Here is a 22775-nt window from a genome sequence, read left to right on the forward strand (position 1 = left end):
TAAACCTCCTGTTGAAACCGTTTTCCCGGACGGCATGAGTGGTATCGAAATTCGATTGAACGACTGAGTAGGTGCGGTGTTGCCCCGAAATGACCCCGCCGCAGCACCCAGGCGGCGTGATCATCTTTGCAATCGCATGCGCGCGGCCCCTCCCGCATCACGCACTGCGTCCGCTCACCACCTAGGCTTGCCCGGAAAAAAGAAAAGTCATTTTGGTCGACAAAATTCACTTCTCTGACAAAGGTTATCAGCGCACGTCCGTGAAGTATCAAAAACCGTTTGTTATTAGATATTTGGTCAAACATGCCCCTGCAATATAACTTTACTTTTGCCCCGATTTGCCGTGCTCAAAGCGATATTCCACTGGCGAAACTCGTGGGTTAGGCAATATAAATGTATACGAAATCGAGGCGGGTTGGGCTGCGTGGATACACTCTCAGAAAAACTGATCGGGCTGAACCACAGGTCGATGGAAGACCGTGACCTATCGCGCGCGCCCCTGCACCTGCTCGACTGGCTTGGAACGGTTCTGGCCGCGCGCAACAGTGCAGCGGCACTTGCGCTGTCCGGTGGCCCAACGGGTCTGGACACAGCATTCGGTGTGACTGGGACGCCAGAGGCTGCCGCGTTCCAACTCGGCGCACTCGGCAACCTGTTGGAGATGGACGATCTGCATCGCGCCTCCATTCTGCACGCGGGGGATACCGTGTGGGCCAGCGCTCTGGCGTTGGCCACGCGACGGAACATCGACGGAGCAACGCTGCTGCGCGCCGGGCTGGCGGGGTACGAGACAGCGTTGCGCATCGGGCGTGCAGCAGCGCGTGGCGGGTACTCCAACTGGTACAATTCGGGCACCTGCGGCGTCTACGGAGCTGCCGCAGCGAGCGCCCGGATCCTGGCGCTGTCCCTGCCACAAACCGCCGACGCCCTCGGCCATGCGGGTATGCAAGCCGCAGGCCTGTGGCAATGCCGCCTGGAGGGGGGCGAAGGCAAGCAGTTGGCCATGGCGCATGCCGCAAGAGCGGGGGTCACTTCGGCTTGCGTCGCACATGCCGGTGCACGCGGACCACGCGAAATTCTCGAAGGTCGGCTTGGCTTTTTCGAAACCTTTTACCCGGCCGCCGACCCGGACGAGGTGCTTGAAAATCCAGACAGCGAGTGGCTGCTGCACGACGTCAGCTTCAAGCCCTGGCCAGCCTGCCGACACACACATCCAGCCATCGCGGCCGCCTTGTCCTTGCGCAACACTGGGTTATCTGCTTCTACGATTTCAGATGTTAAAATAATCACTTACGATGCCGCGCTGACCTTCTGCAACAATGCCGCGCCCAACACAGCGCACGAAGCCCGGTTCAGCCTGCAAACGGCTGTTGCGATCGCGCTGTGCAAAGGGGCGCCTCGGATCGCGGATTTCGAGGACCCGACGCGCCGCGATGCAACAGACGTGGCGCACCTGCGACAGCGGATTACCCTGGTCAGCGACCCGGCCATGACGGCGGCTTTTCCGGACCGCTATGCCGCCCGGGTGGAGGTGCAGACCATGGCAGGCAAGACACTAAGCGCGGATGCACCGCACGCCCCCGGCGATCCCGAGGCCCCTTTGTCGGAGGCGGACCTGTGCGCCAAGTTCCTGAACAACGCCGCCTATGCAAGGATCGCGCGACCGGCGGCGCAAACACTGATCACTGCCATCCTGGAGTTGCCCGAGGCGAAAGACCTGACCGATTTGCGCGGCGCACTTTCGCGGCTTTCATCCCCCCTTTCCCAGTTACGGAGTTCTGCATGACCGTCACACTGCTGAAGCCAGATGTGCCTTACCACGACATCGATATCGCCCAAGGGTGGGTGCCTGTTCCCGGTGGCGCACTGGGGGTGGAACAGAAACTGCTGTCCGGCGCGCTGGACGAGGCAGGCAAGCGCGGCGTGCGCACCCGGTTGATCCGGTTCCAACCCGGAACGATTGCACCAGATACGTTTCTGCATGACTACTGGGAGGAAGTGTACCTGATGGAGGGAACGCTGATCATGGGCTGTGACCCCGACGGCACCGGCGGAGCGCGCCACAGCGCGCCGGGCTATGCGTGCCGCCCCCCCGGAACACCCCATGGCCCGTTCGCCTCTCCCGATGGCTGCGTCTTCTTTGAAATTCAGTACTATGTTTAAGAGTGCGCCGGATGAACCTGCACTTAAACGATAAAAACGTCCTCATTACCGGAGGCTCCAAGGGGATTGGCCTAGCGACCGGGACGGCCTTTGCCGCCGAAGGCGCGCATGTCACGTTGGTCGCGCGCACGGCGGAGGCCCTGGCAAGCGCGCGCGATGCGATTGCAACAAAGACCGGCCATACACCGAAAACAGTAGTGGCCGATCTCGGATCGGATCGCGGGCGCGAAACACTGCACGAGCAGGTCGAGACGCCGGATATCCTCGTCAACAACGCAGGCGCCATCAAGGCCGGTGGACTGTCGGACCTGACTATGGACGATTGGCGCGAGGGATGGGAGCTCAAGGTGTTTGGCTATATTCACCTCTGTCAGCTTTTTTATCCGGATATGGCGGCCCGCGAGCACGGGGTCATCCTGAACATCATCGGGATGGGCGGTCGCGCGGTCCGTCCTGCCTACATCTGCGGTGCTGCGGGCAACGCCGCCCTGATCGGCTTCACGCAGGCGCTCGGGGCGGAGGCACATGCCTCCGGCGTTCGGGTGCTGGGCCTTAACCCCTCGCCTACGTTGACGGACCGGATGAGCGCCTTTTTCAAGGGAAAGGCAAAGGCCGAGCTCGGCGACGAAACCCGATGGGAGGAGCTGATCGATCCGGCGAAATTCCCCTTTGGCCGCCCGAAGACCCCGCAGGAGGTTGCGGATTTCTGCGCCATGATGGCCTCGCCGCGGGTTGCGTACCTGAACGGGACGGTGGTGGATATGGATGGCGGTGGGCAATGGACCGGTCGGATATGACGGACGCAGCGGTTCTGCTGGACGCTCCCGAAAGCGGCATTGCCCGGATCACGCTGAGCAATCCAACGCGCCTGAATGCGATGCGGCTCTCGATGTGGGCGCGTCTGGGGGATATTTGCGCGCAACTGGCCACGGATCTCCCGCGTGTGGTGGTGCTGCGCGGTGATCCGGGTGCTCGTGGCTTCTGTTCCGGAGCCGATATCTCGGAGTTTTCGAAGGTGCGCACCACGCCGGACGCGATCGCCGCCTACAATGGCACGGTCGCGCGCGCGCTCGACGCGCTTGCGCACCTGCCGATGCCGGTAATCGGGGCAGTGCACGGCGCATGTATCGGCGGTGGACTGGAACTGGCACTGCGCTGCGACCTGCGGATCGCCACGTCCGACGCGCGCTTTGCCTTCACACCTGCGAAACTCGGTCTCGCCATCGGTCCGGACGAGGTCGCGGCCTTGAACCGGGTCGTCGGCCCGACGGCCACGGCGGAACTGCTCTATACCGCACAACCCGTCGATGCCGCGCACGCGGAGCGTTGGGGCTTGATCAATCGGATCACCGAACCGGACACGCTTGACGAAACGGTGTCGGAGGTTGGCAGGATCATCGCGGCAAACGCCCCCCTTACGTTGCGGGCTGTCAAGGCGTCGCTGAGAGCCGCCGGGCGCCCCGGGGATGCACGGGCCGCACGCCATGCCGACGATCTGGTCCGGACGTGCTATGACAGTTCCGATTATGTCGAAGGTCAGCGCGCCTTTGCCGAAAAGCGCGCGCCCCGGTTCACCGGTGCCTAGGATATGACCGACACGGCCCCTCACCCGGCGATCGGACGTACAGAGGTCGCGCACGACCGGATCGATCTGCGCCAGGCACGGCACATGCAACTGACGCTGGACGCGGCGCCTTCCTTCGCGGAGGGCGATGCGCTGCCGCCGTTCTGGCACTATCTATACTTCAACCCGCAGATCCGCGCGTCCGATCTGGCCGCCGACGGGCATGAACGCCTTGGCCGGTTCCTGCCCGATCTGGGCCTGCCCCGGCGTATGTGGGCAGGCGGGCGGCTCGACTGGCACCGACCGCTCGTCCTCGGCACGCAGGCCACCAAGACCACAACCATTCGGGATATCTCCCGCAAGACGGGCCGCTCTGGCGCACTGGGGTTCGTTACCGTCACCCATGATTTCGTGGATGAGGCAGGCTCGTGTTTTACCGAAACTCAGAATATCGTCTACCGCGAGGCCCCCTCGCCCGACGCGCCCCCACCCCTGCCCCGCCCCGCGCCACAAGGCGCCGAGTTTCAACGCCGGATCGATCCTGATCCGATTTTGCTTTTTCGGTATTCGGCGCTGATCTTCTATGGCCACCGCATCCATTATGACGCCGATTACACGCGTGGGGTCGAAGGGTATCCGGGCCTTGTCGTACACGGTCCGCTGACCGCGACCCTTCTGATCGGTTACGGGATGGAACAGGCGCAGGAACGCCCCCTCGCAGCGATAGAGATCCGTGCAATCAGCCCGCTTTTCGCCCCCGACCCGTTCTGGCTGGAAGGCGCGTGGCAGGACGGCGGGTTGACCATGTGGGCCCGCACGGAAAGCGGTGCGCTCAGTATGCTGGTCACGCTTCGCTTCACGGACTAGGCAGCCGTGCGCAGCAGCGTGTCGGCGATATCCAGCAGGGCAAGCTCACTGCCCTGCGCCCCGATCAACTGCACCGACACGGGACGACCTGATCCGTCTGACCCCATAGGCACCGCGAGTGCTGGCACCCCCGCCAGATTTGCGATCGCTGTGAAATCCGCCTGCGATACGGGCGGTCGCGCCCCCCGTTCAAAGGCAGGCTCCGGGGTTGTCGGGGTCAGCAGAATGACGCCTGGTTCCAGTGCCTCGATCAGCCCCTCCACCGCACGGGCACAGACCTCGCGCGCGGCGGCAGCATCATCCGGGCTCAGGCTGGCCCCATAGCCCAAGGCTCTGGTCACCGGGGATGGCAGGTCGCGCAAACCCGCAAGCGTTTCCCGAGCATCCAGTAGCATGCATGCGAAAGCGGCCTTGCGCAGGTCCTCAACCGGCCATCCGGCAATGCGCATCGGTGCGCCACGCATGCCCAGCCGCGCCAGAACGGCTTCTGCTGCGGCCACGGCCTCATGCCGCGCGACGACGGGATCATCCAGCCGCCGCACGGTCCAAGGCCTGTCGGTGTGTTTTGCCCCGAACACGGCCACAAGTTCGCGCAACGCTTCCGTCCGCTGCGCCAGGAACCCGACCGTGTCCAGTGCAGGTGCCAACGGGAAAACGCCGTCCAGCGGCACGACTCCGCGTCCGGGCTTCAACCCCAGAACACCGCAATAGGCCGCCGGGATGCGCACCGACCCCAGCGTGTCTGTCCCAAGGGCTGCATCGACTGCACCGCTGGCCACCGCCGCCGCAGACCCGCCCGAACTCCCCCCCACGCTGTGCCCCGGGGCACGCGGGTTGTCCGTCACACGCCAGCCATTGGCTTCTGTCGCAGCCCCGAGGGCGGCCGCATCCATCGTCAAGCGGCTCATCATCTGTGCGCCCAGCCCTCGCAAGGTTGCTACAACGCGGGCGTCAGCCGGGGCGGTTGCAGCTGCGCGGCCGCGCAATCCCGCGGAGTGTCCCTGTCCACGCACGGCAATGTTTGCCTTTACCCCGATCAGCAGATCGGACAAGCGCCCGTCAGACACCTCTGCCGCACGATCGACAGCAACGCTCTGGCCGGGATCCTCCAGGAATTGAAACCGCGCATCGAGGGCCAATGCCAAGGCATAGCGATCATGCGTCATCCAGCAGACCCGCCGCACGCGCCCGGTCGAGTCTGGCGACCATGGCACGGATGACCGGACGTTCGATCAGCTTGCCGTCGCGCACCACCAGTCCGGAGGGCGCCTGCTCAAAGGCGCGCACGATCTCCAGCGCCTCGGTCACCTCGTCCGCAACGGGGGTGAAGGCCGCGTTGATCGGCGCAATGTTGGACGGATGGATTGCCGCCTTGCCCGAAAACCCATGCGCCAGGGCGCGCCCTGCTGCCTCCCCGACCGCCCCGAGGTCGCGGAAGTCCAGCGCGGGCACATCAAGGACCGGCACTCCCGCACCGCGTCCGGCGTGCACGACCCGCCCGCGCGCATAGGCGAGGCTGGCATCAGAGCCATCCACACCAAGTTCCGCGCTCAGATCGACACCGCCAAAGAGCAGGAACGCCAAACGGTCCGTTGCGCGCGCGATGCCCTGGACCGCCTCCAGCCCCGCTGCGCTCTCGATCAGGGCACCGATCCGCGTGCCACTGCCGCAGGCTGTCAGGGCGTCGTCAACGATCTGGACCTCTGCCGGGCTGTCCACTTTGGGCAACAAGACAAAGCCTGCGGCGGGGGCCACCGCGCACAAGGCCGCCATGTCCGCCAGACCGTCGGGCGTGCGCAACCCGTTGAGCCGAACGCCGCGCCACGGCATGTCCTGCGCGCAGGCGCTCCCCAGAAACTCAAGCGCGGGCGCACGGGCTTCGGGTTTCTGATCCGGGGGAACGGCATCCTCAAGATCGACGCAAACCGCGTCCGCGCCAGAGGCCAGCGCCTTGGGCAAAACGCTTGCGCGATTGGCGGGCACGAACAAGAAGGATCGCAAGGCGCGCGACATCACTCTGCCCCGGAGATCGGGCTCTGGATCAGGTCGCGCGCGGCCGCACTTTTCGCCTCGAGCCAGTCGTTCACCTTGGCGGCTCCGGCCAGCATATGCGCGCTCATCACGTTTTCCGCCCAGTCGGGGGCGTGTGCTTCAAGGGCATCGATCAGCTCGGCGTGGTGTTGCAAGCTGCGTTGCAGATCCTTGTCGGAGAATATCCTGTATGTCCGCACCACCATCCCGACATCGAAAGCCAACGTCATCAGCGCCGTCAGACGCGGCGCACCTGCGGCCTGCAGGATGACCCGGTGGAATTGCTCGTTCGCCTCTGTCAGAACCTGATACTCTTCCTCCGTGCGCGGCGGCGTGTGCGCGCGCATCGTGGCGTGAATATCGCGCAGCATGGCGATATCCTCGTTGGAGGCGTTCAGCGCCGCGCGACGGGCGGAATAGGCCTCAAGCAGACGCCGCAGCTCGAAAATCTGCTCCACCTCATCCTCGGGGAAGCTGGCCACCTTGGTCGTGTATCCGCTCTGACGCTCGACTAAACCTTCAAGAACAAGCCGTCCGATGGCCTCGCGGATCGGCGTGCGGCTCAGGCTCAGATCCTTGGACAGACGCTTTTCCGTCAGCCGCTCCCCTTCGGCGAGCTCTCCCGACACGATGCGCGCACGGATCGTCCGATAGGCCAGCTCGGCCGCGTTCATGCGTTGAGAAGCGTCGTTCACCACTGTGTCCTTGGTCTATGCTACTGGTCTAAATAGCGGTTTTGTAAGCGAAATCGAGTTATATTCCATACCGCGCCGCACAACCGCGCGCGCCGCTTCAACTTCGATGGGACGACGTATACCCCGACGACACCTCATAATATGTGTCAAAACCGATGCGGCGGCGCAGTTCGGCGAAATCCATCTGACCGGGCCGCTGGTCTGCGCGCATCCCGCGCAGCGACGTGACCATGGCCTGCATCGCCGCCGCCATCAGCGACAGCGGATAGGCGGCAATCGAAAACCCGATATCGTGCAACTCGGCGTTGGGCAGGTCTGGCGTCTCTCCGCCCTCCACGATGTTGGCCATCTTCGGGCCCGGCAGGTTGTCACACACCGTACGCATCTCTGCTTCGGTCTTGGGGGCTTCGACAAACAGGATGTCGGCCCCGAGAACTGCGAAATGCGCGGCCCGGTCGATCGCCTCCGTCAGCCCGTGTTCATGCCGGGCATCCGTCCGCGCGAGGATCAGGATATCGCCGCCTGCTGCACGGATCTCGGTGCGCGCATCGACGGCGGCGCGGATGCGGTCGAACGCCTCCTGCTGGTGGACAACGGCCTTGCCGGGCGTGTGGCCGCAGCGTTTGGGGGCCAGTTGATCCTCGATCATCACCGCCGCACAGCCGGCACGTGCGAACCCATGGACAGTCCGGCGGACGTTCATCGCGTTGCCATAGCCTGTATCACCGTCTCCGATCAGCGGGATCGACAGGGTTTCAGTGATATTGGCAGCCTGATCCACCACCTCGCCATAACTCATCAAGCCCAGATCGGGCGCGCCGATCCGACTGGCGGAGGCGGCAAAGCCGGACATGAAGGTCAGGTCATACCCTTCTTGTGCGATCAGCTTGGCTGAAAGCGCGTCGAAACAGCACGGCATCACGTGGCAGCGGTCCTGCTCCAGCAGGCTCTTGAGGCGGGCAGCGGCAGTCATGGGGTCACCATTTGAACGGGATATACAGGGCCAGGTCCGGGATCGTGTAAAGAACCCCGACTGTGACAATCATCAGCAAGAGGAAGGGCCAGACACCGCGCGCCACCTCCCCGAGGGTGGAGCGCGCGACAGACTGGATGACGTAGAGGTTCAACCCCACAGGCGGTGTGATCAACGCGCACTCCACCATGATCACCATGTAGATGCCGAACCAGATCGGATCGAAGCCCAGCCCCATCGCCGCCGGAAGCAACACGGGCGTCATGATCAGGATCATCGAGAGCGCCTCGAACACCAGCCCCATCACCAGCAGGATGCAGGACACCACGAGGATGAACATCAACGGCCCGTCGATGGTCTGCGCGATAAAGGCGGAGATGTCCTGAGGGATGCGATACAGGGCGATTGCCTTGCCGAACACCTTGGCCCCCGCAACGATCAGCAGGATCGCGACCGTGGTGATCGCCGATTCCATGACCGCCTCGCGAAAGCCCGTCCAGGTGAGCGTACGCAGCCAAAGCGTCGTGATCGCCAACGCCGCGGCAAAACCGATGGCGGCTGCCTCGGTCGGGGTGAAGACACCTGAATAGAGCCCGACGATTACCAGCATCGCCAGCGCAACCGAGGGCAGCGCGCGGTAGGACGCCGTGCGCCGCTCTGCCCAGCTGGCCCGTGCGACAGGCTCGAACCCGCCCCAGAACCGCGCGTGCAGCATGGCGAAGATGACAAACAACGTGACCAGCACCAGACCCGGGCCGATCCCGGCCAGGAACAGCTGGATCACCGATTGCTCGGTCACGAAGCCGTAGACGATCATCGGGATCGACGGCGGGATCAGGATGCCCAAGGTGCCCCCGGCGGCCAGCAGGCCGTAGACGAATTTTTTCTCGTATCCTCGGTTGATCATTTCGGGGATCGCCACGGTCCCGATCGTCGCCGCCGTCGCGACCGAACTACCGGAAATGGCCGCGAACAGGGCGCAACTCAGGATCGTTGCCACCGCCAGCCCCCCGGGCCAATGCCCGACCCAGGCTTGCACCGCGCTGAACAGGTCACGCCCGACGCCCCCCTTCAGCAGAACGTTGGACATCAACAGAAACAAGGGCACGGCCAGCAGGATGAACCCGTCCAGCGTGGACAGGATGGCCTGCGGCGCCATGAGGGGCGAAAAATCCCCCATGTAAAGCATGATCAGACCGAGCCCGCCGAGCGCGAAGGCCACCGGCACACCCAGCAAAAGCAGACCGAACAGAAGTCCGAGGATCAGGAACACACTCATTCGTGGGTCGCCCCGCCGAAGCTGGCCTCCGGGTCACGCAAGCGGGCCAGCTCCACGCCGGCCTGCAATGCAAGCAGCCCGAACCCGAACGGGATGGCAAACTCGGTGATCGCGATAGGCAGGTTCAGGATGGACCCGGTGGTGCGCCCGCGCTCGAAACTGTCCCAGAAGATCGTCCAACCCCAATAAGCGACGATGACGCTGAAGAGGATCACCAACACCAGGGCAAGCGCCGCGCAAACCCGCTGCGCGCCCTTCGGCAGCAGGGCAGTCACGGCATTCACCGTGATGTGACGCTGCAAGCTCAGCACATACGGCATCGCCAGCATGCACCCCCAGATCAGGCAAAGCTGACTCAACTCTGCCGCCCAGATCGTTGGTTTTATGAAGAAATATCGCGCGATGACCTCGTAGGTCAGCATTGCGCCGGTCACAGCCATCAGCACAGCCGCAAGCACGCCCGCGTAGCGCGACAGCGTTGTAATCGCGTTCATAGATGTCCCCTCGTGGCCTCTCGCGGGGGTTCCGCGCAGCCCTGCCGTCTTACAAGCGCGCGCGGATCACGCCGCGCGCGCCTGCCGTCGATCAGTCGTCGCCGACCGCGTCGAGAATGCGCTGACCCACTTCGCCTGCTGCCTCGACGTAGGAGTCGTAGACCGGCTGTGCGACGGCTTTCCACGCATCCAGATCCGCTTCGTACAGCTGGACGACGGTCATGCCGTTTTCTTCGGCGGCGGCATAGGCATCCGCTTCGATCTGGGCCATACGGTCGCGGACATCATCCTGTGCGACTTTCGCGGCGGCCTCGATATGGCCTTGGGTTTCGGCGTCCAGTCCGGCCCACCAGTCGGAGTTCACCACCACCACGAATTCGATCGAGGCATGGTTGGTGACAGTGATCGTATCCATCACCTCCCAGAGTTTGCGGGATTTGACCCCGGACACACCGGTCATGCCCACATCCACCGTACCACGCTGGTAGGCGAGGTATTGCTCAGATCCGGAAATCAGCGTTGGCGCGCCGCCAGCGGCCGTCACAAAATCCCCGAGCGTCTTGCCGAACACGCGAACCTTCTTTCCCTCCAGATCCGCGGGGGTGCGGATCGGGTCGCCCTTCGACAGCATGATCGCGCCACCATAGGCTTGCCAGTAGAGGATCTGTCCCCCTGTCTTGGCGACCTCTTCTTCCAGAGCGGTCCGAACGGGGCTGCCTTCGGCGACGGCGGCGCGGATCTTTTCCTCGGTATTGAACAGGAACGGCATGTAGAACACGTCCACCGCGGGCGCATCGCCCACGTAACGCGTCAATGAGGCGACGCCCGCCTCGATCGCGCCGGAGCCGACGGCCTGCGGCACTTCCTTGTCGCGATAGAGCGTTGCGCTGTCGTAGATTTCCACGTCAATCGCGCCGCCAGTGCGCTCTTCAACCTCTTTTTCGAACAGGACAAGGTTTTCGCCCAGATGGCTCGTCAACGGCAGCTGCAAAGAAATGCGCATTTTCTCCTGCGCAACGGCTGCCCCGGAAACCGATGCGGCCAATACCGCACCGAGTGCTAGTGTCTTGATCATGTTTTCCTCCCAAACGCCCAGGTTATCTCCGGGTCCGCGCAAACCTTAGCTTTCAGGTGGAATTCCGCAAGGGCAACAAGACAGCGCTTGCTATTTCCGATTGTTTTTGTCAGTAATCGCGTATGACGGTTCGACCCAAGCCCACGCCCGCGCCAACTGCGCCCCCCTGCACGCCGACCACCCCGGCGTATGACGCGCGGTCCCTGGTCGATCCGGACGGCAAGGCCCTGCTGGTTCTGGATACCCAGACCTACACATTGAAGATCACCCGCAACAACAAGCTGATCCTGACAAAATAGCCATGGCCAAAAAACTTCCGTCCCCGTGTATCGGGGTCTGCAAATTCAAGCGTGAGGGGCACTGCATTGCGTGTTCCATGACCAAACCGCAAAAATCCCTCATGAAGAAAGCGAAAAAGCCTGCGCAGTTGCAGGCTTTTGTCGAGTTGCTGATCGCGCAGCAGCACCGTATGGGCAAGTTCACCGCCTGGCCCTTGGCCTATGCGAGAAAGTGCAAGAAGAAGGGGGTGCAACCGCCCGCGATGTAAGCCCCGGGCGGCGGCGCGTCAGTCCAGATGCGCTTGCAGGAACCACGCGAATTTCTCGTGGGTTTGCCCCCGCGCGATGCACAGATCCTCTGTCAGCGTGTCGCCGTGCTCGGCGGCCAGCGCACCTGCGCCCGCCACAGTGGCTGCCAGCGTCTGTTGGGCGGCCAACATCGCCTTGATCATATCGGTTGCCGACAGATGCCCGTCGCTTTCCCCGATCTTGGACATCTTCAGCATCTCCGCCAGGCGCCCTTCGGCATGTGCGCCAAGCGCCTTGACCCTCTCGGACAGATCGTCCTGAGCCTGAAAATGGTCTTCGTAAATCTGCTGGAACAGCTCATGCAGCGGCGCAAAGGCCATGCCCTTGACGTTCCAGTGAAAATTTTGCGCAAGCATGGTTGTCACCGCGGTCTCCGCCACGGATTGCGTCAGCGCCTGAGCGATCGCGGATTGCGCGTCGGATGAAAGGTCGGCTGCGGGTTGTGTCATCGCCGTCTCCTGTCTGAATTGTAAGGTTGGACAGCTGGCGTTGGCTTGCTGTGGCCTTAGAGACTAGGCGTTACACTCGACGTGTCTAGGGCAGATTGCGCCCGGCAAACCAGAAAGTGCACTTCGGACGCATCCGAGCGTTTTAGTCGGGTTCTCAAGAGAAATCCGTAGCTCATCGCGTCATCACGCGCGGCAGCGTCAAACAGGCTCAGCAACCACGCCTCATCGAAACTCGCAACGAGGGTACCCGCGGAAAAACTGCGCAGCGGTCGTCCCAGAAGCATCCCGAGCCGGATACACAGCGCATCCAGCGCCGGCACCCCGCTGAGGTCGGACATGACCTGCGCATTGACAAGTATGGCCGAGGCCGCGCGCGTCCGACGCAGCGCGGTACGCAGCACGCCCAGTTGCTCAGGCGTGCCAGCATAGCCGGCCACTTCCCGCGGGCCTCCGCGAACCTCGGAGAGATCCTGATCCCGATGCAAGGCAACAAGCGTCATGCGCGCGACTCCATTTCCCGATCAAAATAGTCGAGAACCCGCGCGCGCGCCAGTGCCGAACTGCCACACATCAAAAAAAGCCCCGCCGGTGAGGCGGGGCTCTTGAATGTCATATGCTGCAGATCAGTCGATTTTCGGGAGCAGCGCGTCGAGGCTTGCTTTTGCGTCCCCATAGAACATGCGGGTGTTTTCCTTGTAGAAAAGCGGGTTCTCGATGCCCGAGTACCCCGTGCCCTGCCCGCGCTTGGAGACAAAGACCTGCTTGGCTTTCCAGCATTCCAGGACCGGCATCCCCGCAATGGGGGAGTTCGGGTCCTCTTGCGCGGCGGGGTTCACGATGTCGTTCGAGCCGATCACGATGGCCACGTCAGTGTCCGGGAAGTCCTCGTTGATCTCGTCCATCTCCATCACGATGTCATACGGCACCTTGGCCTCTGCCAGCAGCACGTTCATGTGGCCAGGCAGGCGCCCGGCAACCGGATGGATCGCGAACCGGACATTCTTGCCCTTGGCACGCAGCTTGCGCACCAGTTCCGACACGGCCTGCTGGGCCTGCGCCACGGCCATGCCGTAGCCCGGAATGATGATGACGCTATCGGCCTCGTTAAGCGCGGATGCGACGCCGTCGGCATCGATCGCCACCTGCTCGCCCTCGACCGCCATTTGTGGCCCCGATGCGCCGCCGAAGCCGCCAAGGATCACGCTGACGAACGCACGGTTCATCGCCTTGCACATGATGTAGGACAGGATCGCGCCGGACGAGCCGACCAGTGCGCCGACCACGATCAGCAGATCGTTGCCGAGGCTGAAACCGATCGCCGCCGCCGCCCAGCCCGAGTAGCTGTTGAGCATCGAGACAACGACAGGCATGTCCGCACCACCGATGCCCATGATCAGGTGATAGCCGATGAACAATGCCAGAAGCGTCAGCAGCACCAGCGTCCAGCTGCCTGCGCCGCTCATGTAGGCGATCATCAGCAGGACCGAGCCCGCCGCCGCCGCCGCGTTGAGCATATGCCCACCCGGAAGCTGCTTGGCCCCGGTGTCGACCTTGCCCGCGAGCTTGCCATACGCGATGACCGAACCCGTGAACGTCACAGCCCCGATCCAGATACCCAGCACCAGTTCGACCCGCAGGATGCCGATCTCAACACCGGATTTCTTGGCGATCAGCTGACCAAAGGACGACAGACCGTCGGTGATTTCTTTCGGCAGGCCGATGGCGGTGTAGCCATCGGGGCCCACAGCGCCCAGCACCTGGCCGTTCGCCTCGTAGAGCGCGGCCATCTGGTTGATCATCAGGTCTGCGTTGAAACCCACGAACACTGCCGCCAGACCGACGAGGCTGTGCATGATCGCCACAAGCTCCGGCATCTGGGTCATCTGGACCTTGGTGGCCAGTTGGTAACCCACCGCTGCCCCGAGGGCGATCAGAACGATGGACGCAACCGCAAGCCCCTTCCCGGGGCCGATCAGCGTCGCCAGAACGGCGATGGCCATACCGACGATGCCGTACCATACCGCGCGTTTCGCGCTTTCCTGTCCGCTCAGTCCGCCAAGTGACAGGATGAACAGAACTGCTGCAACCGCATAGGCCGCAATCGTAAATCCGAATTCCATAACTCGCTGTCCCCTTTAGGATTTCTGGAACATGGCGAGCATGCGCCGTGTCACGAGGAAGCCGCCGAAGATGTTGATCGACGCCATGAAGATACCCGCCGCGGCCAGCAACGTGATCAGAAGCGAACTCGACCCGATCTGGATCAGCGCGCCCAGGATGATGATCGACGAGATCGCATTGGTCACCGCCATCAGCGGCGTGTGCAGACTGTGCGCCACACCCCAGATGACCTGGAACCCGATGAACACCGACAGCACGAACACGATGAAGTGCTGCATGAAGCTGGCCGGCGCAATCAGGCCGACCCCCAGCACCAGCGCCGCACCGATCGCCAGCAGTGTGACCTGCTGCTTGGTCTGCGCCTTGAAGGCCGCAACCTCCTCGGCGCGGATCTCTTCGGGGGTCTTCTCCTTGATCGGCTCTTTCTTCTGCGCCGCGATCGCAGCCACCTTTGGCGGCGGCGGCGGGAAGGTGATCTCACCCGCATGGGTGATGGTCGCCCCGCGGATCACGTCGTCTTCCATGTTGTGATTGACCACACCGTCCTTTTCAGGGGTCAGGTCTGTCATCATGTGACGAATGTTGGTCGAATAAAGCGTCGAGGACTGGGCCGCCATACGGCTGGGGAAGTCCGTGTAGCCGATGATCGTGACACCATTGTCGGTGACGATCTTCTCGTCCTTCACCGTCAGCTTGCAGTTGCCGCCCCGCTCAGCCGCGAGGTCGACGATGACCGAGCCCGGCTTCATGCTTTCGACCATATCCTTGGTCCAAAGCTCCGGCGCTTCGCGGTTCGGGATCAGCGCCGTGGTGATCACGATGTCCATGTCGGGAGCCAGCTCGCGGAACTTGGCCAACTGGGCCGCCGCAAATTCCGGCGAGGATACAGCCGCATAGCCCCCGGTTGCCGCGCCGTCCTGCTGCTCTTCTTCGAAGTCGAGGAAGACGAACTCGGCACCCATGGATTCGACCTGTTCGGCCACTTCCGGGCGCACGTCGAAGGCGTAGGTGATCGCCCCGAGCGAGGTCGAGGTCCCGATCGCGGCCAGACCAGCCACACCGGCGCCCACAACCAGAACCTTGGCGGGCGGTACCTTGCCAGCGGCCGTCACCTGACCGGTGAAGAACCGGCCGAAGTTGTTGCCCGCCTCGATCACGGCGCGATAACCCGCGATATTGGCCATCGAGCTCAGCGCGTCCATCTTCTGCGCGCGGGAAATCCGCGGCACCATGTCCATCGCGATCACGCTGGCGCCCTTGTCGCGGGCCAATTCCATCAGCGCCTCGTTGGCGGCAGGATAGAAGAAGCTGATCAGCAGTTGCCCCCTGCGCAGGCGCTTGGCTTCCGCCTCGCTTGGCGGGCGCACCTTTGCAACGATATCCGCCGCCTTGAACAGGGCCGCTGCCGTCTTGACGACTTCAACTCCCTTTTCCTGGTACGCCGCATCCGAAAACCCGGCAGCCGCGCCGGCCCCGGTCTCGATAACGCACTCATAGCCAAGCTTCTGTAACTGAACCGCAGACTCGGGCGTCATCGCGACCCGGTTCTCGCCAGAAAATACTTCCTTCGGTGACCCGATCTTCACATGCTGTCCTTTCCCCTAGTCAGCCCAGGCGGGCCTTTAACCTTCACCGCGCCTCTTAACAGACGGATTTAGCCTGCCGCAACCGGGTGTTAGCGCCACCGGTGAAGATGCCACCCCTGCGCGTAACGCATAGCTTTCATTGCATAAATTGCATACGCTCGTATACCGCGACTTCTGTCGCTATACCCACCGCCTTGTCTTTTGTTCGTACTTTGCGTAGGCCGCGCGGAACTTGCGGCGCAGGCGGTTTTCCTCGGGAATGATGAACCGGCGCTCAAGAACCCACATCAGGATCGGCACGAGGGCCAGCGACAACCACGCACCCCAATGGATCAAAAACCCGGCCAGAAGCATCAGATCGGCAAGGTAGATCGGGTTTCTCGTCCTCTTGAAAATGCCCGAAACGATCAAGGCTTCTGCCTCCCGATGCGGCACTATCGTTGTGGAATTCCTGCGAAATTCCATGACCGCAAGCAGGATCAGGATCACTCCGCCCCCGATCAGGACCGCAGCCAGCAGCCCAATGACACCGCCCGGAAGCGGCCCCATCGCGAAATACGTCGCCTGCGCCTTGCCCAGCCCCAGAAACGCCAACAACCAGACCGGCGGCAGGTCGATCATCTGAAACAGGCTAAGCCCTCCGCGCGGGTTTGGCATTCGCGGTCTCCTTCTTGGGTCCGCGCAGTCCTGCCGGACCTCCGGCGGTAGCGCAAGGACTGTCGCGCGCACCCCACCTGCCCCGTCGCGCCGTGCGGTACCTGCGTCAAGATGCGCGCAGTTGCCATGCCTGCCAAGATGGGTCTTCGCGGTCTGAAACCGGGCAAAACCGCCTCGGGGTCACTCCCACTCCATCTCCTCATAGACCCGGCCCGCGTTTTTCGTGGCCAATTCCTCGAACGTGTCGAGATGCGCGTATGGGCTCTGGTCCACGTAATAGGCCTCGGTCAGATCCCCGCCCGCGTCGATATGAGCGCGTATCTGGCCGCGCAGGTAAACGAGGTAATCATGCGTATAGCGCCGCACCTGCGCCATGTTTGTCGGATGCCCATGCCCGGGGATCACGTAGACCGCCCCCAGGGGTTCGAATGCGGTCTCCCAGGTCTCCACCCAATCGGCGGTCACCGTATCGCCGAAGATCGGCGGCATACGCTCGTGAAACGCCATGTCTCCTGCGATCACCAGTTGCTGCTCGGGCAGCCAGACCTGCGTGTCGCCCGGGCTGTGTGCCGGGCCCAGATACAGCACCTCGATGCGCATTTCGCCCAGTTCGATCACCTCCCGCTCCTCGAACGTGCGGGTGGGGGCGACCAACCGCGTTCCTTCGGCACGGTCCCGGTTATACCGACGCATCACCTCCAGGATCTGCGGGCCATACTCCGCGAACTCCGCCGCCGCATCTACATGAGCCAGAATCTCCACCCCCTGATCCACCCAGTACGAATTACCAAGCATCGCGTGGCCCTGCCCGTTTTCATTGATCACCAGTACCACCGGCTGGTCGGTCACGGTCTTGATCTCGGCATGGAGTGCCTCGGCCAGTTGCGCCGAAGCCCCCCCGTTGATCACGACAACACCCGCCCCGGTCACCAGAAAGCTCAGATTGTTGTTGTGACCTGCATTCTCATAGGTCGGCGGCGCGGTGGCCCCTATGGCGGACCAGACATGCGGGATCACCTCCACCGGTTTTGAGTAAAGCGGACTTTGGGGGTACTGGTCGGGGATGTCTTCGCTGGCCAGGGCCGGAACCGCAGCAAGCATCAGTGCCGCAAGGGAAATACGCATGGATGTCTCCTCCTGATCAATACATTCCTCTTTTTGAATGTAATGTCCAGTTCAATCGCGCGCCCGGCCATCGTGTCGCCATATTCGCCCGGCAAGCTGCCAACCGAGGACGCGTATGATGGCCCCGTTAACCATATATCCCGACCGCAGATACCTGTTCTGGCTGACGCTTGCCTGCATTCCGGTCGTCCTGATCCTGCTGGCCGGCGCCGCGCTGACCTTCGTATTCGGGCTCGACGCGGGCGGCAAAGACCCCTTGCCGCCTATGGCGCTTTTCCTGTTCGCCATGACGGTGATCTTCGGCGTTTTCATGGCCGCTGGCTTGGGGTGGATGGTCGCGCGCCTGCGTAACCCCGGCCCCGCCCTATCGATCGAGGATCGCGGCATCCGCTTGCTGGACCGCCCGCCTCTCAGCCTTGCCAAGCGTCCGGTTTTCCTGCCGTGGGTCGATATCGCGGTGTTGCGGTTCGAGCGCGCCAGCCACGGCGCGCGGACCCTGCAGATCAAGACACGCGCGGGCCAGACCCACCGGGTCATCGCCAGCACGCTCAATACCGATCTTCAAGTCCTTCAAGACGTCTGTCTCGACCGCGCAAGGACCGCGGGCCTGATCGGTACATCCACGAGGCGCGGGGTCTTTCCGGTCGCATGCACCGAATGGCGGCTCGCCCCGACCTGAGGCGCTTGCGTCCCGCCCCGTGCTGCGCGATGCATCGGACATGACCAGGACACGTGCGCTTTTCGATCTGCCCGACGGGGTGACGTATCTGGACGGCAATTCGCTCGGACCGTTGCCGAAGGCCGCCCGTGACCGCGTCGCACGCACAGTGACCGACGAGTGGGGCACGCAGCTGATCGGCGGTTGGAACGAGGTCGGATGGATGGACCAGCCCGCCCGTCTCGGCGACCGGATCGCGCCACTGATCGGTGCGGCCACGGGCAGCGTCGTCGTGGGCGAAACGCTGTCGATCCGCATGTTCCAATGCCTTGCCGCAGCCCTGAGCCTACGCCCTGACAGACACATGATCCTGTCGGATACGGGGAACTTTCCATCTGACCTTTACGTGGCGCAGGGGCTGATCAGCACGCTGGGTCAGCCCCATTCCCTGTGCACGGTGGCCCCACAGGACGTTGAGGCCGCGCTCGGCCCGCATGTCGCCGTGCTGATGTTGACGGAGGTGGATTATCGCACTGGCCGCCGTCACGATATGGCCCGTCTGACCCGCGCCGCTCACGATGCGGGCGCGGTCGTGATATGGGACCTTGCGCACTCGACCGGGGCCGTGCCGGTCGATCTGACCGCGTGCGGTGCAGAGTTCGCGGCAGGCTGCACGTACAAGTACCTCAATGGCGGGCCCGGCGCGCCTGCATTCCTCTACGCCCGACCGGATGTCTCGGGTGACATTGCACCAGTTCTTGCCGGGTGGCTCGGGCACGCTGCCCCGTTCGCGTTCGACCCGGCCTTTGCGCCGGCGCCCGGCGTTGCGCGGTTCCGCGTCGGAACGCCGCCGGTCCTGCAAATGGCCGCGCTGGAGGCTGCGTTGGACGTGTTCGACACTGTGGATATCAGCGACCTCCACGCGCGGGCCTGCGCGCTGGCGGACCGCCTGGCCGCGGGGTTCCAGCGCGCCTGTCCCGACCTGAGACGCCTCACACCACGGGCCCCGGAGGCGCGCGGCAGCCAGATTTCATTCACGCATCCCGACGGCTACGCACTGGTACAGGCCCTGATCAGCCAGGGCGTGATCGGCGATTTCCGCGCCCCGGACATCCTGCGGTTCGGCATCGCGCCGCTCTACAACACCCAAGCCGATATTGACACCGCCATCGAAGCCTTCGCGCACATCATCGCGAACCGTCTCTGGGACGATCCGGCCTACAGGCGCCGCAAAGCCGTAACCTGATCCCGCGCAGCACCACCACTGCACGTAGCAGCCTCCGCGCGCGCTGGATCAGTCATTCGGCGGACGCACGAGCAAACCTTGTCCCGTCGGAAGCGACAAAACGGATGTATTCCGCGCCTTGGCGAAATCTGTCATCGCGACGTGCTGAGCCTCGTAGCCGCGATAGTTGAAGTCATCCAGAACGACCATCGCCCCCGGGACCAGACGCGACCATAGAAACTCCATCGCCGCAATCTCCGGAGGCGCTGTGTTCATATCAATACTGGCAAAGGCGATCTGTTCGCTCGTAATCTTGTCGAGTGTGCCCGGAACAGCGCCAACGACGATCTGGACATTCTTCCATTCCGCAAAATTCTCGCGAACGGCGCTAACATCGTCCGTATACAGGCCGCTTTCAAAGTGTTTGCGATTTCGATCCTCGGCACCGGGGTCATTCTTCTCTGAACTGACCCCGGTTGTGTCGATACCGGCAAAGGTGTCGAGCAGCCAGAACGTCCTGTCCAGGTCGTTCCACTTCAAATCGTGCATGATCGAGGAACTCAAGAACCCCTTGTTCACGCCACACTCGACGAAATCACCGGGCAACTTGACCGCACAGCGGGCCGCCCAAAGCCCGACATGCACGCGCCAGTGCCAATTGTAGTCTTGCCCGCCAGTCGCTTTCACACCCCGCGCATAGGCATCCTGAAAGGCCGGGTCGTCTTGAAAACTGGTGTTGTGGATCGTGATCAACCCGTCCTGCATGTAATTCGGGCGGTAATGGCGGTTTTCGTTCTCGCCGACATTCAGAAAATGGTGTGTCGCATCGACCTTCGCGGCGGCGACATCCCTATTCAGCGCAAGATACATGGCTGGATCAAAATCGTCCGGTACGCCTGCGCGATGCCCCCCCGGGCCAAGCGCCGGGTCGCCAAGATGGGCGGCAATCCGGTGCAGGGCGTCAGTTTGGGCGGCAAGATGCTCTTCCTGTCGCGCCATGGACTGTTTGAGTTTCGCAATGGACGCTTTTGCGCGTTTGAACATGTCCCGACTTCTCCGTTGGCTTGCGCTGCAGCCTCTATCCTATTTTTCCGGGTTGCCCAGCAGGTTTCTGGCCAGGCACGAAGCAAGGCGCGTGCACTGACCCGTCGACCTGCTTGTCCAACCGCACGCGCTAGGCGATCCGTGCATAGTCTGGCGCCAGCAGGTGCAGGGGCGCCTCGTCTTCCTCGATCTCCGGGAAGCGGCCGATCGGATCGCGGAACCAGTTGTCGGTCTCATCATCGTTCACGGTCGACACCTCGCCGATCAAAACGTCGCCCCCCTCGCCCCAGAACGCGTGCCAGTCACCCGGCATCAGGGTCACGCTTTCTCCGGGGGCCAGGTGCAGCACTTCGCCCGCCGAAAACGCGCGCCGCACGCCGTCGCAATACACGACGCCGCCCGCGTTTGCGTCAAAGCTGCCATCCTCCGCCGCGCCGAAGAGCTCGATCGCGAGCGTCGCGCCGCCGCGATTGATGATATCCTCGGCCTTCAGGTAGTGCCGGTGCATCGGACTGATCTGGTTCTGGCGCGAGATCATGATCTTTTCCGCATAACACATCCCGCCGCCCGCCTTCAGGTCGGCCTGCCGCCCGTTGCGCACGGTGAACAGGAACAGGCCCAGATCGGCAAATCGCCCCTGTCCGTAATCGGTGATGTCCCATCCCAGCCGCGCCTCCAGCAGCGGGCCGATGGCCGGGCGGTGCGCCGCAAACTCCTGCGGGGACCAGAACGCAAACGGCGGCAGGACGAATCCGTGCTGTGCGATAAACGCAGCCCCCTCGCGCAGGATCTCGTTGATCTCGGATCGTTTCATTTCGGCCCTCCTGTCCCGGTCGGGGAAGGCTTAGCCGATTCACGCTGATAGCGCTACCGCGTGCGGGCGGCGACCTTCGGACCAGGCACGCACAGCCTCGCCAAAGGCGGTGAACAGCGGGCGCGAAACGGGATCGTTCTCGGCATTCCATTCGGGGTGCCACTGTACCGATAGGGTGAAGCCGGGCGCATCGGCGATATAGATCGCCTCGGGGGTGCCGTCATCGGCATACCCGTCAACCACCACACGCGGTCCCGGCGTCTCGATCCCCTGCCCGTGCAGGGTGTTGGTCATCACCTCCGTCGCGCCCAGAACCCGCGCGAACGGGCCGCCTTCGCTCAGGGTGACGCGCTGACGGATTTCGAACTTCTCCTCCAGCGTGCCATCGGGGGGCATCCGGTGGTTGAAACGGCCAGGTATCTCGCGAATTTCGGGGTGCAGCGTGCCCCCCATGGCCACATTCACCTCCTGAAACCCGCGGCACAGGCCCAGAAACGGCTGGCCACGCTCCACACAGGCGCGGATCAGGGGCAGCGTGACACTGTCACGTGCGCGGTCGAACGTGCCATGCTTGTCGGTGGGCTGATGGCCGTACTCCTCCGGATGCACGTTGGCGCGCGCACCGGGCAGGATGAACCCGTCGCACACCTCCAGCAGATCGTCGACGGACACGAGGCTTGGGTCAGACGGCACGATCATCGGGGTTCCGCCTACCACAGAGGCCACAGCGCAGGAGTTCGACAGCCCCGCCGCGTGGGCGGGATACTCATCGTTGATCAGGTACGAGTTTCCGATGATTCCGACGACGGGCCGTGCCATGCAAACCTTACTGGGTGAGTGTCGTTAACATGTCGTATATACCCAGCGAACCCGACACGGTCGAGAGACCCTTGCGCGCAGGCCCCTCGCCGTTTGCGCACAACTCAGGAAACGCCGATCAAACCCGCTTTCTCGATCCCGGCCAGAGCTGCCGCCGCATCGTTTTCGGAGGTGTCGCCCGTGACACCGACCGCGCCGACGATCGCACCGCGTTTGTCCTTGACCAGAACCCCGCCCTGCACCGGCACCACCTTGCCGTCGAACGCGCCGTTCATGGCTGCCATGAAATACCCCTGCGCCTCCGCGCGTGCGTTCAGCGCCGAGCCCGGCAGGCCGAGCATGATGCAGCCGTACGCCTTGCCGCGCGCGATCTCGAACCGGCCGGGGCTTGCGCCATCCTCACGTTCCATCGCGATCAGATGACCGCCCGCGTCCAGCACGGCGACCGTCAGGGGGTTGAGTTCCATCTCATGGCCCTTGGCAAGCGTGCCCTTGATGATGGTCCGCGCCTTGCGAATATTGATCATTGCTGTTTCCTCGGTATGGCGC

Annotated in this window: 26 protein-coding genes; 9 read left to right on the forward strand and 17 right to left on the reverse strand. The window is 63.3% G+C overall.

The window, feature by feature from the left end; translation table 11 throughout:
• Positions 1 to 424: 424 nt before the first annotated feature.
• From ACP15N_RS15845 to ACP15N_RS15865, 5 genes are read left to right on the forward strand one after another with little or no spacing between them, the layout of a single operon-like run.
• The gene (locus ACP15N_RS15845; RefSeq protein WP_425093301.1) at positions 425 to 1786 is read left to right on the forward strand and encodes an MmgE/PrpD family protein; all 1362 of its coding nucleotides are present in this window, start codon (positions 425 to 427) and stop codon (positions 1784 to 1786) included.
• Positions 1783 to 2163 carry a cupin domain-containing protein gene (locus ACP15N_RS15850; RefSeq protein ID WP_425093302.1) on the forward strand — a complete coding sequence of 127 codons (381 nt, stop codon included), beginning with the start codon at positions 1783 to 1785 and terminating at the stop codon, positions 2161 to 2163. The genes ACP15N_RS15845 and ACP15N_RS15850 overlap by 4 nt, the downstream gene beginning before the upstream one ends.
• A gap of 11 nt (positions 2164 to 2174) precedes the next feature.
• Entirely contained in the window at positions 2175 to 2960 is a 786-nt protein-coding gene (locus ACP15N_RS15855) for an SDR family oxidoreductase (RefSeq protein WP_425093303.1), read from the forward strand.
• Positions 2942 to 3748 (forward strand): enoyl-CoA hydratase-related protein, encoded by an 807-nt coding sequence (locus tag ACP15N_RS15860; protein ID WP_425093304.1) that lies wholly within the window; start codon positions 2942 to 2944, stop codon positions 3746 to 3748. The genes ACP15N_RS15855 and ACP15N_RS15860 overlap by 19 nt, the downstream gene beginning before the upstream one ends.
• A 3-nt stretch (positions 3749 to 3751) precedes the next feature.
• The gene (locus ACP15N_RS15865; RefSeq protein ID WP_425093305.1) at positions 3752 to 4594 is read left to right on the forward strand and encodes an FAS1-like dehydratase domain-containing protein; all 843 of its coding nucleotides are present in this window, start codon (positions 3752 to 3754) and stop codon (positions 4592 to 4594) included.
• Here ACP15N_RS15865 and ACP15N_RS15870 read toward each other — a convergent pair.
• From ACP15N_RS15870 to dctP, 7 genes are all read right to left on the reverse strand, one after another.
• Positions 4591 to 5760: an amidase family protein gene (locus tag ACP15N_RS15870; protein ID WP_425093306.1), complete on the reverse strand. Its 1170-nt coding sequence runs from the start codon at positions 5758 to 5760 to the stop codon at positions 4591 to 4593. The two genes, ACP15N_RS15865 and ACP15N_RS15870, sit on opposite strands and share 4 nt — an antisense overlap.
• Entirely contained in the window at positions 5750 to 6607 is an 858-nt protein-coding gene (locus ACP15N_RS15875; RefSeq protein ID WP_425093307.1) for an HpcH/HpaI aldolase/citrate lyase family protein, read from the reverse strand. Before ACP15N_RS15875 ends, ACP15N_RS15870 begins: the two co-directional genes overlap by 11 nt.
• On the reverse strand, positions 6607 to 7320 hold the full coding sequence (locus ACP15N_RS15880) for a GntR family transcriptional regulator (protein WP_425093308.1): 714 nt from the start codon (positions 7318 to 7320) through the stop codon (positions 6607 to 6609). Before ACP15N_RS15880 ends, ACP15N_RS15875 begins: the two co-directional genes overlap by 1 nt.
• Positions 7321 to 7417: 97 nt before the next feature.
• Positions 7418 to 8293 (reverse strand): isocitrate lyase/PEP mutase family protein, encoded by an 876-nt coding sequence (locus ACP15N_RS15885; RefSeq protein WP_425093309.1) that lies wholly within the window; start codon positions 8291 to 8293, stop codon positions 7418 to 7420.
• A 4-nt stretch (positions 8294 to 8297) separates the two neighbouring features.
• Positions 8298 to 9572, reverse strand: coding sequence for a TRAP transporter large permease (locus ACP15N_RS15890; RefSeq protein WP_425093310.1), 1275 nt, complete (start codon positions 9570 to 9572; stop codon positions 8298 to 8300).
• Complete coding sequence (locus ACP15N_RS15895; protein ID WP_425093311.1) at positions 9569 to 10066, reverse strand: TRAP transporter small permease; 498 nt, start codon at positions 10064 to 10066, stop codon at positions 9569 to 9571. Before ACP15N_RS15895 ends, ACP15N_RS15890 begins: the two co-directional genes overlap by 4 nt.
• A gap of 91 nt (positions 10067 to 10157) precedes the next feature.
• Entirely contained in the window at positions 10158 to 11141 is a 984-nt protein-coding gene (gene dctP / locus ACP15N_RS15900; protein ID WP_425093312.1) for a TRAP transporter substrate-binding protein DctP, read from the reverse strand.
• A gap of 122 nt (positions 11142 to 11263) precedes the next feature.
• On the opposite strand from dctP, the gene hemP reads away from it, so the two are divergent.
• Both hemP and ACP15N_RS15910 read left to right on the forward strand, forming a co-directional pair.
• Complete coding sequence (gene hemP / locus ACP15N_RS15905) at positions 11264 to 11440, forward strand: hemin uptake protein HemP (protein WP_425093313.1); 177 nt, start codon at positions 11264 to 11266, stop codon at positions 11438 to 11440.
• 2 nt (positions 11441 to 11442) lie between these two features.
• A complete protein-coding gene (locus ACP15N_RS15910; protein WP_425093314.1) occupies positions 11443 to 11688 on the forward strand; it encodes a DUF1289 domain-containing protein in 246 nt (81 codons plus the stop codon).
• An 18-nt stretch (positions 11689 to 11706) separates the two neighbouring features.
• Here the strand turns inward: ACP15N_RS15910 and ACP15N_RS15915 are convergent, their stop codons facing one another.
• The 6 genes from ACP15N_RS15915 to ACP15N_RS15940 all read right to left on the reverse strand — a co-directional run bounded on the left by ACP15N_RS15915 (position 11707) and on the right by ACP15N_RS15940 (position 17666).
• Positions 11707 to 12177, reverse strand: coding sequence for a Dps family protein (locus tag ACP15N_RS15915; protein WP_425093315.1), 471 nt, complete (start codon positions 12175 to 12177; stop codon positions 11707 to 11709).
• 56 nt (positions 12178 to 12233) lie between these two features.
• Positions 12234 to 12677 carry a hypothetical protein gene (locus ACP15N_RS15920; protein ID WP_425093316.1) on the reverse strand — a complete coding sequence of 148 codons (444 nt, stop codon included), beginning with the start codon at positions 12675 to 12677 and terminating at the stop codon, positions 12234 to 12236.
• Positions 12678 to 12800: 123 nt separating this feature from the next.
• Positions 12801 to 14297, reverse strand: a complete 1497-nt coding sequence (locus ACP15N_RS15925) for an NAD(P)(+) transhydrogenase (Re/Si-specific) subunit beta (RefSeq protein WP_425093317.1) — start codon at positions 14295 to 14297, stop codon at positions 12801 to 12803.
• 15 nt (positions 14298 to 14312) lie between these two features.
• The gene (locus tag ACP15N_RS15930) at positions 14313 to 15884 is read right to left on the reverse strand and encodes a Re/Si-specific NAD(P)(+) transhydrogenase subunit alpha (protein ID WP_425093318.1); all 1572 of its coding nucleotides are present in this window, start codon (positions 15882 to 15884) and stop codon (positions 14313 to 14315) included.
• A 180-nt stretch (positions 15885 to 16064) separates the two neighbouring features.
• The gene (locus ACP15N_RS15935) at positions 16065 to 16541 is read right to left on the reverse strand and encodes a methyltransferase family protein (protein ID WP_425093319.1); all 477 of its coding nucleotides are present in this window, start codon (positions 16539 to 16541) and stop codon (positions 16065 to 16067) included.
• 180 nt (positions 16542 to 16721) lie between these two features.
• Entirely contained in the window at positions 16722 to 17666 is a 945-nt protein-coding gene (locus ACP15N_RS15940) for an MBL fold metallo-hydrolase (protein WP_425093320.1), read from the reverse strand.
• Between the two features lie 118 nt (positions 17667 to 17784).
• On the opposite strand from ACP15N_RS15940, the gene ACP15N_RS15945 reads away from it, so the two are divergent.
• Positions 17785 to 18345 (forward strand): hypothetical protein, encoded by a 561-nt coding sequence (locus ACP15N_RS15945; RefSeq protein ID WP_425093321.1) that lies wholly within the window; start codon positions 17785 to 17787, stop codon positions 18343 to 18345.
• 40 nt (positions 18346 to 18385) lie between these two features.
• Positions 18386 to 19570: a kynureninase gene (gene kynU, locus ACP15N_RS15950; RefSeq protein WP_425093322.1), complete on the forward strand. Its 1185-nt coding sequence runs from the start codon at positions 18386 to 18388 to the stop codon at positions 19568 to 19570.
• A gap of 48 nt (positions 19571 to 19618) precedes the next feature.
• Here the strand turns inward: kynU and ACP15N_RS15955 are convergent, their stop codons facing one another.
• The 4 genes from ACP15N_RS15955 to ACP15N_RS15970 all read right to left on the reverse strand — a co-directional run bounded on the left by ACP15N_RS15955 (position 19619) and on the right by ACP15N_RS15970 (position 22753).
• Positions 19619 to 20593, reverse strand: a complete 975-nt coding sequence (locus ACP15N_RS15955; RefSeq protein ID WP_425093323.1) for a TylF/MycF/NovP-related O-methyltransferase — start codon at positions 20591 to 20593, stop codon at positions 19619 to 19621.
• A gap of 130 nt (positions 20594 to 20723) precedes the next feature.
• A complete protein-coding gene (locus tag ACP15N_RS15960) occupies positions 20724 to 21407 on the reverse strand; it encodes a D-lyxose/D-mannose family sugar isomerase (protein WP_425093324.1) in 684 nt (227 codons plus the stop codon).
• A gap of 39 nt (positions 21408 to 21446) precedes the next feature.
• Complete coding sequence (locus tag ACP15N_RS15965) at positions 21447 to 22226, reverse strand: gamma-glutamyl-gamma-aminobutyrate hydrolase family protein (RefSeq protein WP_425093325.1); 780 nt, start codon at positions 22224 to 22226, stop codon at positions 21447 to 21449.
• 104 nt (positions 22227 to 22330) lie between these two features.
• Complete coding sequence (locus tag ACP15N_RS15970; RefSeq protein ID WP_425093326.1) at positions 22331 to 22753, reverse strand: GlcG/HbpS family heme-binding protein; 423 nt, start codon at positions 22751 to 22753, stop codon at positions 22331 to 22333.
• Positions 22754 to 22775 lie beyond the last annotated feature (22 nt).

Origin of the sequence: Tropicimonas sp. S265A, assembly GCF_049800835.1 — a bacterium.
In the GTDB taxonomy this organism is placed as follows: Bacteria; Pseudomonadota; Alphaproteobacteria; order Rhodobacterales; family Rhodobacteraceae; genus Dinoroseobacter.